11 protein-coding genes and 1 pseudogene are annotated in these 14,917 nt (G+C 69.6%); 5 read left to right on the top strand and 7 right to left on the bottom strand.

Going from position 1 to position 14,917, the window contains the following annotated elements; genetic code table 11:
- Positions 1 to 13 precede the first annotated feature (13 nt).
- From WMF19_RS13405 to WMF19_RS13380, 6 genes are all read right to left on the bottom strand, one after another.
- The gene (locus WMF19_RS13405) at positions 14 to 1,072 is read right to left on the bottom strand and encodes a hypothetical protein (RefSeq protein WP_437899454.1); all 1,059 of its coding nucleotides are present in this window, start codon (positions 1,070 to 1,072) and stop codon (positions 14 to 16) included.
- Positions 1,069 to 3,276: a hypothetical protein gene (locus WMF19_RS13400; RefSeq protein WP_437899453.1), complete on the bottom strand. Its 2,208-nt coding sequence runs from the start codon at positions 3,274 to 3,276 to the stop codon at positions 1,069 to 1,071. Before WMF19_RS13400 ends, WMF19_RS13405 begins: the two co-directional genes overlap by 4 nt.
- Positions 3,273 to 4,682, bottom strand: a complete 1,410-nt coding sequence (locus WMF19_RS13395; protein ID WP_437899452.1) for a hypothetical protein — start codon at positions 4,680 to 4,682, stop codon at positions 3,273 to 3,275. Before WMF19_RS13395 ends, WMF19_RS13400 begins: the two co-directional genes overlap by 4 nt.
- A gap of 457 nt (positions 4,683 to 5,139) precedes the next feature.
- The gene (locus WMF19_RS13390; protein WP_437899451.1) at positions 5,140 to 6,681 is read right to left on the bottom strand and encodes a hypothetical protein; all 1,542 of its coding nucleotides are present in this window, start codon (positions 6,679 to 6,681) and stop codon (positions 5,140 to 5,142) included.
- 38 nt (positions 6,682 to 6,719) lie between these two features.
- On the bottom strand, positions 6,720 to 8,345 hold the full coding sequence (locus WMF19_RS13385; RefSeq protein ID WP_437901624.1) for a hypothetical protein: 1,626 nt from the start codon (positions 8,343 to 8,345) through the stop codon (positions 6,720 to 6,722).
- Between the two features lie 20 nt (positions 8,346 to 8,365).
- On the bottom strand, positions 8,366 to 9,367 hold the full coding sequence (locus WMF19_RS13380) for a hypothetical protein (protein ID WP_437899450.1): 1,002 nt from the start codon (positions 9,365 to 9,367) through the stop codon (positions 8,366 to 8,368).
- A gap of 346 nt (positions 9,368 to 9,713) precedes the next feature.
- On the opposite strand from WMF19_RS13380, the gene WMF19_RS13375 reads away from it, so the two are divergent.
- From WMF19_RS13375 to WMF19_RS13365, 3 genes are all read left to right on the top strand, one after another.
- Positions 9,714 to 10,844, top strand: a complete 1,131-nt coding sequence (locus tag WMF19_RS13375; protein ID WP_437899449.1) for an RNA polymerase sigma factor — start codon at positions 9,714 to 9,716, stop codon at positions 10,842 to 10,844.
- 119 nt (positions 10,845 to 10,963) lie between these two features.
- The gene (locus WMF19_RS13370) at positions 10,964 to 11,860 is read left to right on the top strand and encodes a helix-turn-helix transcriptional regulator (RefSeq protein ID WP_437899448.1); all 897 of its coding nucleotides are present in this window, start codon (positions 10,964 to 10,966) and stop codon (positions 11,858 to 11,860) included.
- Between the two features lie 195 nt (positions 11,861 to 12,055).
- Positions 12,056 to 12,640, top strand: a complete 585-nt coding sequence (locus WMF19_RS13365; RefSeq protein ID WP_437899447.1) for a sigma-70 family RNA polymerase sigma factor — start codon at positions 12,056 to 12,058, stop codon at positions 12,638 to 12,640.
- A gap of 235 nt (positions 12,641 to 12,875) precedes the next feature.
- On the opposite strand, the gene WMF19_RS13360 is transcribed toward WMF19_RS13365, so the two are convergent.
- Entirely contained in the window at positions 12,876 to 13,766 is an 891-nt protein-coding gene (locus WMF19_RS13360) for a sigma 54-interacting transcriptional regulator (RefSeq protein WP_437899446.1), read from the bottom strand.
- Positions 13,767 to 14,098: 332 nt separating this feature from the next.
- On the opposite strand from WMF19_RS13360, the gene WMF19_RS13355 reads away from it, so the two are divergent.
- Positions 14,099 to 14,542 carry a helix-turn-helix domain-containing protein gene (locus WMF19_RS13355; RefSeq protein ID WP_437895630.1) on the top strand — a complete coding sequence of 148 codons (444 nt, stop codon included), beginning with the start codon at positions 14,099 to 14,101 and terminating at the stop codon, positions 14,540 to 14,542.
- 32 nt (positions 14,543 to 14,574) lie between these two features.
- Positions 14,575 to 14,874, top strand: a pseudogene (locus WMF19_RS13350) (transposase); the annotation flags it as partial.
- Positions 14,875 to 14,917 lie beyond the last annotated feature (43 nt).

Raw genomic sequence — 14,917 nt, 5'->3', positions numbered from 1 at the left:
GAGGTAGCCTGCGTCAGGACATGAGGCCGAGCACGAAGAGCGCGTCGGCCCAGAGCGGCCAGAGCGTGCGGTAGGGGTGGGTGGCCAGCACCACGCCGCCGCTCGGGAGGCGGCGGACGTGGAAGGGGGCGTGCTCTTCCAGGAAGCGGGTGTGCTCGCGGGTCGTGATGTCTACCCAGAACGCAGGTGGGACCTCCCCGGCGGCTTCATCGTCGAGCTGGCAGCGTAGCTCCAGGAGCTCGCGCGCCTTCGGCTCGGCCGCGCGCCACGCGTCGTCGGGCAACGCCGCGGCCTCGAGCGCTTCGAGTAGCGTGGCCGGCGGCGTCGCGAGCGCCTTGAGCACGGTCTCGCGCGAGAGCGAGCCCGTGAGCTCGCTCGTGCCTCTCATGGGCACGTGTGCGCCGCGCGGCGCGGCGTCTACCCGCGCGCGAAGCGCCTCCAATGACGTGCCCGCGATGCGCGAGACGCTCTCCTTGTCGTGGAGGCTCACCCACGACAGGGCGAGGTCGCGCGCGAGTTCCGCGGCGTTCGCGTTGTAGGTCGCACACATGTCGACGGGGGCGATCCAGTTTTCCTTGTCGGTGCAAGCGCCGGTCGGCACGCGCCCGCTCGCGTCCGGCGCACAGAGGCGGAGCAGGAGGTCCTCGATGTCGCCCTGGACCAGGTGGTAGGCGACCGCGGCCTCGGCCTCCACGGAGCGGGGGCCCCTGCCCACGGGAATCTCGTCGGGGTAAAAATCCCACTTGCGTTCGCCCGCAGTCAAGCAGAGCGGGCCCCAAGAACAGAGACGTTCGCTTTCGTCGGTGTAGCATTTGAGGCCGAACAGCATGCCGCCCTTGGAATCGTTCAGGCTCACGCCGGAGAGGAGGTGAGCGTTGTTCGTTCCTCCAAAGTGGGCGCGGATCATCGCGAGCACTTCGTCCACCGAGCGTGTCTTGCACCCTTGCTGGTGGCTCATCATCAGGCTGATGAGAGCCCCCGGGCTGACGAGGGCCGACAGGGCCGCGGCGAACGCCTCGATCCGTTCTGCCTCGTCGCACCATGCATAGAAGCAAGGTTCTGATTCGCTCATAGCCGGATCACCATGATAAACATGTTGAAGCCTTCCAGCGTCACGGTCTCGCCCTTCTTCCAGTTGAACAGGTAGCCGTCCTTGACGGTGAAGTTCGGGTCCTTGAACTCCGCCCCATGCTCCATGATGAGCTCGACCCGATCCACGTCTCCATCGAGCCCCTTGTCCTTCAGCGCCTTCATCGCGTTCGTGAGTTGTTCGCGAACCTTGCCGACATCGATCTTCCCGCCCTTGGCCTCGCTCACGATCAATTTGTGGCCGCTGGATATTGACACGAAGTCGGGCGCCGCCCCCTCGCTGCCCCCGGCGCTTGATTCCTTCGGAATCTTCAGCACGTCGCGCACGGCGTCGTCGCCGACCCCGACAAGCGATCGGCCATCGTCCACCAGGAACTTGGCCGCCTTCTTCTCGAAGATGTCCACCTTCTTCCGCTTCGTGACCGCCCCGCGGAGGTTCTTGTACCCCCGGACGCGGTTCGTTTTCACGATCTTGGCGAACGCCTCCTCGATGTCCGCGATGTTCCCGGCGACCCGGATTGCCGCCGGCCGCAGCCCGCTGCTGATCTTGACCGCGCGCCACATCGGCCCTATCGCCCCGAGCCCGAACCCCATCCCCGAGAAGATCCGCTCCTGGTCGCTCAGCTCCTCGCCCGACGGCAGGCACCACGCCTTGCCCGTCACGGCCTCGCACAGGTCCAGCGCCGGCCCGACCACCGGCACGAACCCGACCCCAATGCGCGTCGTGGCGTGGACGAGCGTCTGCATCACCTCCGCGTACGCCTCGAACCCTTCGGCGACCGTCGACATCGCCCCCGCGAACGCGCTGATCGTCTGGTAGAGCTCCGTCTGCTCCAGGTCGAGCCCGTCCCCCGTCCACAGGTTGAGGTTGTCCCTCATCTGGTCCGCGAGCGCATCGAACCGTGGCTTCAGCACCCTGTCCACTTGCGCCCGCAGGTCGGCAGGCACGGGCGAGTCCTCGAACCAGTCCGACGCATCCATGAACTGCCGCACGAACCCGGTGATCCGGTTCTGCGCGTTCAGGAACGCGTTGGTCTCCGCCAGCGACACCCCCATCCGGTCGCGCAGCGCGATCTCCAGCGCCGCGCTGTTGGCCCGCCACGCCCGCACGTTCGCCACGAAGTCCGCCCGGAGGACCACCACCCGGCCGCTGACGTCCGCCTCCAGCGCCGCGAGCACCGCGTCCGCGTACGCCGCGTAGGGATCCCGGCCCTCCTCGAACGCCCCGTCGACCCCTGCGACGTCCGGCACCTCGACCCACGGCACCTCGCTCTCCCCGAGCGCGTACGTTTGCGGGTCGTCCGGATCCCACCCCTCGGCGCGCGCGTCTTCCGTCGCCAGGTCCGCCACCTCGTCCGCCTGCGCGCCGAACTCGTCCATCAGCCGCGCGACCTCGTCCTCGAGATCGCTGACGCTCTTCTTCAGGTCGTCGACGAGCTGCTCCATCGCCGCGCGCGTCTCCGGCGCGACCGCGTCCTTGTACCGATCCAGGATCGCCTCGAGGTCGGTCCGCGAGATCTCGTCCAGCGGCCGGCTGACCAGGTCCTTCAGCTCGGTGTCCAGCTGCTGGAGCAGGTCCATCTTCTCCGCCAGCAGGCCCACCGCCCGTGCGTTCGCCACGAGCGCCGCGCGCTCCTTGGCGATCTCGGCCAGCAGGATCTCGATGTCGCGCGCCAGCGCCGGGTTGATCTCCGCGAGGCTCAGGTCGAGGGTCGTGGCGCCGGAGAACGCCACCCCGCGGTGCCGGACGTCGAAGAGCGGCTTGTTCAGCCCGAGCGGTTCCGAGACGAGGTGCACCACCTCGCGCGCGTCGACGCACGTGTTGTCGCCGCCCTTCCTGGTGACGTGGAAATGGAAGTCGTTCATGCCCATCACGAGCAGCACCGAATCGAACGCCGCCTCCATCCGGTTGCTCTCCGAGCCGTCGGCGTTGAACACGAACTCGCCCGGGACCTCGTAGGTGGGGAGCGGCGTCTGGTTCACGTGGAAGTAAGGCGCTCCGGGGTCGTCGAGCTCGGGCGTCAAGCACCTCGTGTTGAACGAGGTGGTGACCCAGTCGAGGCTGTACGGCGTACCGGCCCACGCGAACGACGGCGCCAGCACCGCCAGCGCCGTGACCAGCGCGACGAGCCTCTGGAACACCGCGGCGCTCCGGCCGCGCAGCGCAACGTCCTTGGAGCCTCTCATGTCCCCTCCGCGCCGCGCACGGCGGCGTCATACGCGATCGCGGCGCCCTTCACGTCCCCCGCGTCGAGCCTCGCCTGAGCCGCGTCGAGCTCCGCCGCGGCCATGCCCTTCTCCCGCAGCGCCGCGAGGCCCGCCGCGATCTTCTGCGGCACCCCCGTCCTGAGCTCGGCCTCCGCGGCGTCGAACCTTCCTCGAAGCTCCGCGCACCCGGCCTCGCGCCAGGACGACCCCGCCGCCTCGCAGAGCGGTCGCAGCTGCGCCAGCGCCAGGAGCTCCCCGCACCGCTCGGCCAAGAGCGGCAGCCCGAGCTTCTCGCTCACCGGCGGCGCCGCCGACAGCGCCGCGATCTGCGCGCGCGCACGCTCCCCGAACGCCTCCGACGCCTTGCGCGTCCGCGCCCCTGCGACGGCCTCGCGCGCCCCCTCGTCCATCTGCAGCACGCGGAGCGCCTCCCGGCGCAGCGCGATGCCGCCGAGCAGCGCCGCCGCGGTCGCGTCGCTCCGGGCGACGCGACCCTTCACGTAACCCAGCATCGCGTTCAGCGAGCGCAGCGCACCCGACGTCATGTCCGGCAGCACCGCGCCGTGCGTCGCGAGCAGTTCCCTGTGCGGCACCATCGCCTCATCGAAGGAGGCCGCGAAGACCTGGAGCGTCGCCGACCACCTCAGGATCTCCGCGGTGAGCTCGCCGGGCGAGCGGCTCGCCTCGCGCGCCGTCGCGAGCACCGCCTGCTCCACGCCGTCGAGGCCGTCGATGTCCGACCGCGACGCCTGCGCCGAGAGCTCCGCGTACGCCGCCGTCTCCGCCGCCTCGGTCGCGCGGTACGCGGCGAAGCGCGCCGCGACGCCCGCGTATTTCGATCGCAGCGGCGCGACGTCGCTCCGGGCCTGGTCGAAGACCGCCTGCACGGCCGCCATGGCCTGCCTGTCGGCCGCGAGCGCGGCGGCGAGCGGCTCCCGCTCGGCGCTGGCCTTGTCGATCATTGCTTTCTTGAAGTTGCCCGGGGCGTCGACCGGCGCCTCCGCGAGCAGCACCCTCTGGCGGTCCCTCGCCTCGTCGAGCAGCCACGCGAGCTTGCCCGCGAGCGTCGCCCGCAGGGACTCGGCGTTCCTCGCGTCGTCGCGCACGTACGCGATAGCCTCGTCGATGTGGCCGAACCAGACGCCGAGCGAGTAATCGCTTGCGACGATCTCCTCCGGCGTCTTGTTGTTCGGCCAGGTGGCCCACAGCTCGATGGGCAGAGCGCCGTCCGTCTCGGCCTGGGCCCACGCGGCGCCCGGACCCTGATTCTCGCCCACGCAGTGCTCCTCGCCGCCCACCGCCGCCGCACAGAAGCTCCCGAACGTGTCGTCCCCGAACTTCCACAAGCACCCGGCCCCTGCCGCCCCGAGCGCCAGGGCGGCCACAGCGACCGCAAGGATCGTCCTCCGTCGCCTCGGTCTGGATCTTTCGCCCATGCTCATTGCCTCCACCCCGCGATGTTTCTCTCTCTCGCACGCTCGCCCGCACGTTCTCCAGAAGCAAGCGTCCCCACCAAAGCGCTAGGACATTGCTCGGCCCTGGATCGCGCCCCGAGCGCCAGGTTGTCCGTCCCCAATGCGCGGACAGTCGCGGAACCGGAGAGGTGTGCTTGGGGGTGCGTGGCGCCACGGCCTGCGGACCGGCCGCGGGGTCGAGGCGGAGGCCGCTGAGCTCGTGACCCTCGCCGGCGAGCTCCGCGAGCGAGGTCTCGGCGTCGTGCTCCTGGGGCGCCGCGCGGCTGTCCACGTCGCCACCAGCAGGCCCGCGGGCGCCCTCGTGGAGCTCCGAGCGTGCCACCGTCGGCGCCCTGTCACTACAGGGTTCGCCTGAAGTGTCGTGATCCTATTCAGGGAAACGCAGCGTCTCGACCCGGGTGCCGTCCTCCCCCCGGATCTCTTCGCCAGACCAATCCCAGCTCACGCCGCCCTTTCCCGGCGGTCCCAGCTCGTAGGTCACGCCCTCCAGCGTAAGCTGGTCCTCGTCGAGGTAGGCGATGCCGATCGAGTCGCCGCCACGCCCGGGGCCGCCGTAGCCGCCCTCACCCCCTCGGCCGCCGTTGCCACCCTGGCAGGACCACGTGCCGTCCCCCACGGCGCCGCCCGATGCTCCTCGACCGCCTTTGCCCCCTTGCTCGGGTGGCCCGCCGTCGCCACCCGGCCCCGCGGCCAGCGTCTCGATCACGGTGTCGCGCACCGTCAGGTTGGCGTGGAGCGCGACGATCCCGATCGTCGGATGGCCGTTCTCACCCCCTCGACCGCCTCGCCCGCCGCAGCCACCGGCGCCGCCAGAGCCACCGCCGGCGCCTCCTTTCGAGGCCACGCCGCACGCGGCGAGGCCGCCTCGACGGCCGCCGCCCCCGCCACCGCCTTGACCCGGCATGCCCCTATCGCCGTCGCCTGCCCAGTCGGCCTCCCATCCTGTCTCGGTGATGCGCCCGATCCCCTGACCCGCGGCGCCGACGGCACCCCACATGCCGCTTTTCCCGGTGAAGCCGCTGCTGCAACCACCGTCTGCCCGGTTGCCAAGTCCTCCTTGCCCATCGTGGCCGGGGTCCGGCTTGGCTACGGGCTCGCCGTCCTCCCCATCTCCAGCGCCGTCGGCGAGCCCGTCGCCTCCCTTGCCACCGGCGCTCGGGATTCCGCCGTCGCACGGATTCATCACCGCCGGGCCGCCGGGGACGGTGTCTGCCGAGCACGCATCGCCGCCGTACAGACCATCCGGTCCGGCCGCTGCCTGATTTAGCCCGCCCCATTTCTCGCCATCGTGGCCTGCGTATCCGTAGTATGTGCGGATCTCGCTCCGGATGAGCTCCACGGCAGTGTTGGAGTGAACAAGCATCGTGATCGGGCCCCACGCTCTCAAAGCCATGTCGACGATCGTCGATACCCCGTCCGCGGCACCCCTATCGCCATCGCTCGCCGGCACAACGGTCAGGACGATATCTGGCTTATCCGAAATCTGAATCAGGGAGCGCGTGTCAGCCTGGCGCCTCCAGCTCACGCAGCCGAACCCCCCGATGAGATCCACGCCGGAAGGGAGCGTCACAGGCCCGAAGAAGCCGTCGGCGCACGCGAAGACGCGCCCCCGGCCCGTACGCGCGAGCTCCACTCCGCGCTGCAGCGTGCGCACCGGCTTGTCTTTCGTGCCGGGGTTCGCATCGTCGCCGCTGCCCCAGACGCCGCCCACGAACACGCCGCATCCATCCTCCCACACATCGGCGGCGAGACGCTCGAGACAGAAGGACTCCGGCGGCGGCTCGCCTTGACACGGCGACGTGCCGTCGCACGCCGCTCCGCCAGGCTCATTGGGGCCCGGCGCGGTGCCGCAGCCGGCCACCGCGAGCAGCAGCGCGGGGGACAGATGGATCGCTCTTGTAATTCGCATCGTTCTGCCTCGATGTCGTGTCGTAGCGAAGAGGACAATCAGTGGGGCGGCACGGGATTGGGCACGTCGAATTGACGGTAAGGCATGGAGTCGCCCGCCTGCCCCTGCCCCACCGCGTCATCAGGTGCTGCATTGCCTGCGAGACCGCCATCGCCAGGTTTTCCAAGCTGTATAGTGGCGTCCGGCCCGATGCCCACGTAGGCGCTGTGAGCAGCGACGCCGTAGGAGGATCCTCCGAGGCCGCCGCCGGCGTCGCCCCCGCGACCGCCGTCGCCACCAAAGCCGCCGGAGCACGCGCGCCACATCTGACTGCCGGGAGCGCCCAGTCCACCGTCGCCGCCTGGTGAACCCCCGCCGCCTGGTTGGCCCGTGCCGCCGACCCCGCCGTTGCCGCCGTTGCCCGTCATCACGCGAGTCGCCTCGAGCGTCACCGCGCTCCCCTGCAGCGCAACAACGCCGATGCTCGACCCGCCGTAACCACCGCCTTTGCCGCCAAGGCCACCGCAGCCGCCGCCGCCGCCTGAACCGCCAGCCGCACCGCCCTGCGGGCGGCCAGCTGGACACGCCACCATCGGGCCGCGCGACCTGCTGCCGCCCCCGCCGCCACCTCCTTGACCGACCCCGCCCTTCTTCCCATCATCACCGCGGATTCCCATCCAGCCGTCTTCGGTCAGGTAGCCTGCGCCAACAGCACCGTCCGCGCGACCGGCGTCAAGGCCGCCCATCCCGTTTGCGCCATCACTGCAACGCGCGCTCCCCGCGCCAGTGCCTCCAAGGCCGTTGCCATCTGGATTCTCCGCGGGCATCGGCTGCCCCGGAGCGCCATCGCCCCCCGACTCGAGCCCACCGTCGCCCCCGTAGCCTCCAGTGGACTCGATGCCATCCTCGCACACGGTCACGACTTCCAGCGCGCCCGTCGGGGAGTCCGCGGTGCAGGCGTCCACGCCGTGGTTCCCTACCACGCCGACGTTCGCGCGGAAGCTCGGCGCGTCCTCCCCCGGCTCCCCATCCTTGCCGTTGCCCGCGACGATCACGCTGTCCTGCACGAGCGCCCTGGCCCCCGAGCTCAAGATCATGGCGATCGACGACTTGCCATCGTCCGCGGACGAATCCGCCGCCTCGACACGCACGCCGAAGACCGTTGACGTCGCGTGCTCTTTGTCATCCGCGATCACCCTCAGCGGGATCCCCACCGGCGGAGCGATGATCGTTGGGTGATTCGGCCCGCCGAACGACCCGTCATACGACCAATCGCCGCCGTCACACAGGCGCCCGCCCCAGAGGTCGACCCCCGAGGGAAGCGTGATCTTCTCCTCGAACGACCCGCCGCACGCGTACACGCGCCGGGTCGCTGCCTCACCGTGGCCTCGCCCGTACGCGGCGAGCCCGATCGCGTGCTGAAGGGTCTTCACCGGAGCGTCCTTCGTTCCGGCGCTGTTGTCGTCGCCCTGCTCGCTGACGAACACCCCGCACTCGTCGAGCGCTATTGTGGTCGCTGGGTCGCCATCACAGAAGGTCGGCTCAGGCGCAGGGGCGCACTCCATCACTTCCCAGCAATCGTCACGGTACGAAGTGCAAGCTAGCAGCGTGCTGCTCGCTCCCCACGCACAGACCACGACAGCAACGGCGGCGGCCAACGCTCTTCGGTCTTCCCGTGGCCGCATCCCCTCGGTACCCGGCATGGTCACCACACCCCCTCGATGCTCACGCCCGTCTCGTGCCCGGTCACGACGGGCGATATCTGGACCTGATCCTGCGCTGGCGTGCGTCCCAGGACGGAGAAGTCCGTGAAGAAGGACGCGGCGGTGGCCGCGCCGATCACACCGCCCGTGATGACCAGGGCCATGCCCACCCGGTCGGACAGGTTGCGCGCGTCGCGCAGGCGCCGCAGCTCGCCGCATGGCGAGCGATCTGGCGCTTGCCAGCACATGGACGAGCTCGATCTCGGGTTGCTCTCGAGCTGGTCACGCCGCGCGCTCATGTCCTGATCGAGCTTGCTGGCGCTGATCATGAGGATGGCGCCTGCCGATACGGTGCCCGTGGCGAGCGAGATTCCCACGACACGCAGCGTACCCGGCCAGGAAGCCCACGGACTGGGGGCCTGCGCGCGCGGAGGGGGCAAAGCGCGCACGGGAGTCGGCGTCGCGGTCGCGGTCCCCTTGGCGCTGCTCGCCTCCTTGGTGCCGCTCGCCGCCGCACACAGCAACGGCATCGTGAACTCGTGCTCCGCGCCTGCCACGGCGCGCAAGGAATGAAGCGCGTCCTTACAGCCCGGTGCACGGCCCCGCACCATGTGTTGGCCTGGCTCGAAGAACAGCATGTAGGTCCGCGCGGTCCGGCCGATGCGCTTGCCGTCGACGAGCACCTCGGCGTCGGGCGGATCGACGCCGAGAACGAGCCGCGCAACGTGCGGCGCTGCCTTGCGCTGCCCTGCCTCGAATCGCTGCTGGAGCGCTTCTGGCAACGCTTCGCGCTGTTCTAGGCTCCTGGCCAGGTGCTCGGCCGCGTCGCGGTACTTGTGCAGCGCGAGCTCGCAAAGGCCGAGCTCGCCGGCGAGCTCCGCGCGCTCCACCTCGGTGCTGGTCGCCGCGTCCGCGGCCTCCAAAGCTGCCTTGTATTCAGCGGTTGCCTCGGTCCACAGCCCGGCCTTGCGCGCTTTCTGACCACGGCGAACATGCTCCTTCACCGTCGCTCGGTCGCTCGGTCCCGCCTTCGGATGGATATCGTCCGCGCTGGCCGAGTTCGGGAAGCCTGTTGCGGCCCCGAGCGCAAGAAAAAGCGAGAGCGAATGCGCAATGCAACGCATGCCGCGACGGTACCGACGCCGGCTGCTAGGCGTCAACCGGCAGAAACCGCCACGTCTCGGCGGCTTCGGTGGGAATTGGCGGTCGGATGAGGGAATGCGTTCAACCATCCGTCAGACATGGCCAAGCGTAGCCTAAGAAACTACATGGCGGCACATTGTCCGACCGAAGTTGCTCCTCGACTCATTTCTCTGAACCTTTTGGGCCGCCTCGCGTGTGCTGCTTACCGTGGCCAAGCCAGCGACCGTCTCCCCCGGCTTCGAGCTCTTCCGGCGCCTGGCCAGGCGCCACGGTGTACCGGCGCGAAACGCCGAGGATATCGCCCAGGAAGCGCTGCTGCGGGGGCTCGACGCCGACCAACGGATCGAGCCGGGCGGCGACCCGGGGCCGTACCGCGTCACGATCGCCGTCAACCAGGCGCGCAATCACGTCCGGGACGCGCGCTGCCGCGGCGAGGTGCTCACGTCGTTCGATGAGCGCGAGATCCGAGATGAGCTCCCCACGCCGGAAGAGCTGCTCCGCAGACGGCAGCGGGAAAAGCTCACCCGGCAGCTGATCGACCAACTCGAGCCCAAGTACCGGGATCTCGTGATCAAGCACGACCTCGAGGAGGTCCCGCTCGCCGAGATCGCCGCCGAGCAGGGGCTCCCGCTGGACACGGTGAAGACGCGACACCGGCGGGCGCACAAGGAGCTCGAGGTGCATGGGGGACGGTGGCAGGCGCAGGAGCGCTCTCAGGGAAGGGACGGGAGCATCTGCGTGCCGCTTGCACTGGGCTTCGGCCGTCGTGCGTCGTGGCTGGCCTCGCTGCGCCGGCTGGGCATGAGGATCGTCGTTCAGGCCGCGCTCGTCGTGATGACCGGCGCGCTCGTCTCCGCCGTGCCGCCCTTGCCCGACCTGGAACCGTGGATGAGGGCGGCGGCGCTCCGCGCCCCTGCTACCGCGCCCGCGGAGCAGGACGCCGTGGCGCCCCCCGCGCGAGATGGCGCCCAGCGCGCCGCGGGGCCCGCCAGCGGAGATTGGGCCCCCGACGCAGCGGCGCCCGCCGCGGCGACCGCGCACGAAATCTCGTCGTCGACGGAACACGGAAGCGCGCGCGGCGAAGCGATGGCGACCGGCACGCCCGCTCCCTCGAACGCGAAGACGAGAAGTCACCGGGCCGCGCCTCCGGCGAGTGCCGTTCGACCGACCGCCGGCGAGGTCGAGAGGAGCCTGGTCAACCAGGCGCGGAGGGCCATCGAGGCCAACGACGTCATGGCCGACGTCGAGGCTCGGCGGCTGCTCGATGCCCACGCGCGGCAGTTCCCGCGAGGGCGGCTCGCCGCAGAGCGCGAAGAGCTGCTCAGGCAGCTTCGCTGAATCGTCGGCTATCCATCAACAGCTAGGCAGGCGGGATAGCGGTGCTGCCTTCGCGCAGCGCAACGCCGAGATCCGCCTTGTTTCGGACAACAACGCTCACGTCCAGGAGGCGAAAGTTCATGGAAGACATGTTGGGGGCGATGTGGCTGGTGTCGCCGCTCGGGCTCGCGATGATCGCGTGCGTCGCGATCGGCTTCGCGGTCACCGCGCGCGAAGCGCTGGGACGCGAGCGCGGGCTTCGCGAGGCGCGCGAGCACGCGCATGATGACGAGGAGGCAGCCCTCACCGATGCGAAGGAGCAGGCCGCGGGGGAGCGGGACCGATATCGGCGCCTTCTGGACTGTCATGTCGACGCGGTGCTTGCAGAGCTGACAGACGCCCGAGCGCGCCCCGTTCCGCGGCCGGGGAGGGTCCTGGAGTCGTTCTGTGCGACGACGCCTTCGTGGAGGAGAAAGCTGGGCGACAGCACGGGGTTGGAACCAAGGGAGGTGGAGCGGTTGCTGAGGAGCGACCTCCCCATGACGCCCGGCCTTGCCCGGCAGCTGGAGTCCTTCACCGGCGCGCCGGCGCGGTACTGGGAGCGCCTGTGGCGGCTGCACGACGACCACCGAACGGACGCGGAGACGACGGTGGTCATGCAGATCGGTGCGCCCAGCACCAAGCCTGAGAGCTCGGCGCTTCCCGGGGCGTCGTCGGAGCCGAGCTCGGCGCCACCGGCCCCGCCGACGATACCGCCCCGCGCGCTCGACGTTCCTCCGCCCGTGGTGCCGTCTCCCGAGCTTGCGGCCAGGAGTCCGCGGGCGAAGCTTCCGCCGCCTCCGCTGCCGCGGCTTCGGTCGCCGCTCCCTGTCCGCACCGCCGCGGGGGCGGAGCTCGCCCAGCGCGCCGCCACGCTGACGAGCTTCCCGCTACAGCGTGACGAAGCGGGGACGAGCTCCGCCAACGCGTCCGACTGGGAGGACGCAGCGCGCTCTCCGCTGAACACGACACTTCCGGGCGTAGGGAGCCATGGATGAGCGCCGCCGCGCTTCGCAGCTACACGCCATCAGGAGCCTGCTGGCGAGCATGCTGGCGCTACGGGAACTCTGAGCAGCTACGGCTAACGTCTTCCTTTGGTAGTGGACGGGGAAGAGCGCGAACCGGTGCCGCACGAGTGCGGACACGCAGCATCATCAGATTACGGGCGTTTGCCCGAGGGGGAGGGTAAAACCATGGATCGTCCGTCGAATGAAGACGAGCGAGCCGCCGCGCACGCGCGCCTGTTTTGCCCGGCCGTGGTCCGCGCCGTGCTGCGCTGGCTGCGGAGGCTGGGGGTCCCACTGTGCCATCGTGCCGACGTCGCAGGCCAAATCTGGCTCAACGCCTGGGAGAGCTGGCCCAGGTTCGATCCGAAGCGGGGCAGGCCTGAACGCTGGTTGAACGCGATCACCGTACATGTTGTCTCGCACTATCGCGAGCGTATGCAGCACCGCAGGGAGGAGCTCGTCGATCTTATCGATGTAGCCGATCCAGCACCGGATGCCGCGGTTGCGATGGAGTACGACAGCATCAGATCGGGCACCATCAACGCGGTGAAAGAACTCGATCCGCAGCTGCGATTTGTTCTCGTGGCACACGATCTGGATGGGATCCCGATGGCCCAGGTGGCAGAAGACGCGGGGCTACCTCTCTCTACGCTCTACAAGCGACGCACAAGGGCCCTCGGTGCACTGCGCGACATCATGGGGCTTCGGGTAACCATGGAGGACTTCGCCGGGAGAGTGGGGCCGCAAGGAGCATCAACGAAGGCATCCTAACGTATAGCTGTACCCTACTGACGACCGGGCCGAACCGCCGACAAGGGAGGGGGGCGGTGTGGTGCGTAACGGCGTGGCTCAGGGTGCTGGCAAGCGAGGCGACGACGCCGGCCCGAGGCGACGGGTCGTTCGGCGCGAGCTCTCCGATCCCGGGGCTCGCAGGTTGGGTCCGCGCTGGGGCCATCCCGTCCGAGGAGGCGCAATCGGCGGTGGTTACGTGCTCCCCCAATTGCGATCAAAGGGACGGTTCGGCATCGCGCATTGGTTCCCCAAGTTCTCCCGCGCAGGGCGGGAAAGCGCCTATCCGCGCTGCGAGTTCTGCATCCCTGGGGTCGACGGAGCGGTCGGAACTGGTGCGAGTTCGCGACGGAGCGCTCGCGTCGGGCGCGGAACGCGGCACGGAGCACGGGGTCGAGGCAGTGGCGGGCGCTGCGTCGAGCGGGTGCGGGGTGCGCCGGGCGTGCGCTTGAGAGCGCGGAGGGCGCAGCGGCGCTCTCGGGGGAACTCGAGCCCCGACCGCGAGCCCAAGAGCCCTGGGCGGCGCGTGCGCGGGCGCGTGGCGGCCCTGGCGCGCTCTGCTTCGACCCGGTGCGATTCGGAGGCGAGCGCGCTCCTCACGCCGGCACCTGGACGGGCTCGCCGGGCCCCGACTAGCGCGCTGCGAGGTCGGCGCCCATGGGGTCGGCTGAGCGCTGGGCACGGGTTTGGGCGAAACGCTCGCCGGTGTCGGCTCCCAACCAGAGAGGTTCCCGTAGGGCGCGTGCCGCGACCCCGCCGTTGGAAGGACGACCCCCCGATCCTGCTGGGCGACGTGGGTCAGCGGGTCGGCTAGGGGAACCTGCCGGAGGAGCCTGTTCCGGATGAGCTTCTGCGGGAAGGCTCCGCTGTTGACGCACACCATCTGCTGCGGGCGCCACGGCCCCTGCTCGTGGATCGCCCATGCGACGGCCCCCTTGCCCGTTCTCATTTCCCCCTGAAGGAGTAGCGGGATCGGGGACAGCGCGACCTTCGCCGAAGTGTCGAAGACGACGCATATCGTCTGGCTCGCAATGATGGGCTCGCCGTCGGCCTCGCAGGACCCAAGCTCGCCGTTCCAGCTCAGGACAACGAGCGGCTCGGCCTGCACCGGGCGCTCTAGCGGAGTCTGACGCGCCGCGCTAGAACGAGGGCGCGACGGGTTTTCGAGCACCTAGGGCTACCGGCGGCTCAGGGAACGGCGCGCACGCTCCCACAGGCGGCCGACTCGTTCTGGGGTGTGGGCACGCGGCTGGCGGGTAACGCCTGGGAATTTCTGGATAGATCTTCTGCGGCCTCCGTCGATTTTGCTTCCGACTCGCTCGCGCTCCCCCGATTATCAGCCGGGAGTGCGGACGAACTAGAGCGATTTGCGGTTGAGCTTGGTACAAGCTGAGCACGGTCGGGCGGGACGGTGGCATCGCTGATGCTGTTGCCTACCGCATGGGCCCGTACAGCATCGACCTGCGGCAGCGGATCATCGACGCCTACCAGAACCGTGAAGGAAGTATCCGGGAGCTGGCCGAGCGGTTCGAGGTCGCCCCGAACACGGTGCAGAACTATCTCACGCAGCTGCGCGCCACGGGCGACCTCGCGCCGAGCCCGCACGGCGGCGGCATGCCACGGAAGCTCGACGACACAGACGAGCGGGCACTGATCGCGCTGCTGGAAGAGAAGAACGACCGGACGTTGGCAGAACTGATCGAGCAGATGGAGCAGCGTCACCATGTGCACGTCAGCGTCTCGACGATGAGCCGCACACTGCACCGGATGGGGATCACCCGAAAAAAAGGACGTTGGGTGCCAGCGAGCAAGACCGCCCGGACGTTCAACAGGCCCGCGCGAGTTTTCAAGATTGGGCGGGGACCGCAGATGCGCGCCGCTTGATCTTCGTCGACGAGTTCGGTGCCAACCTGGGCATGACCCGGCTCTATGGCTACGCCCCCAGCGGGCAGCGGGCCTACGGCAAGGCGCCGGCGAACGCGGACCCGAACCTCACGCTGGTGCTCGGGCTGGGGCTGCAGGGGGTGGTGGCGCCGGTGGTCTTCGAAGGCGCCATGAATCGTCCTCGATTTGAGACGTACGCCCAGGAATATCTGGCTCCGGTGCTGCGGCCTGGCGACATCGTGCTCGTGGATCGACTCAAGCCACATCTATACCCCGAGGTCCGCGCGGCCATCGAGGCGACGGGTGCCGACTACCACCCGCTGCCGCCTTACTCGCCTGATTTCTCGCCGGTGGAAGAGTGCGGCAGCAAGATCA

It is taken from the genome of Sorangium sp. So ce124 (genome assembly GCF_051525235.1).
GTDB lineage: Bacteria > Myxococcota_A > Polyangia > Polyangiales > Polyangiaceae > Sorangium > Sorangium atrum.
This window is presented reverse-complemented; position numbering and strand designations above follow the sequence as displayed.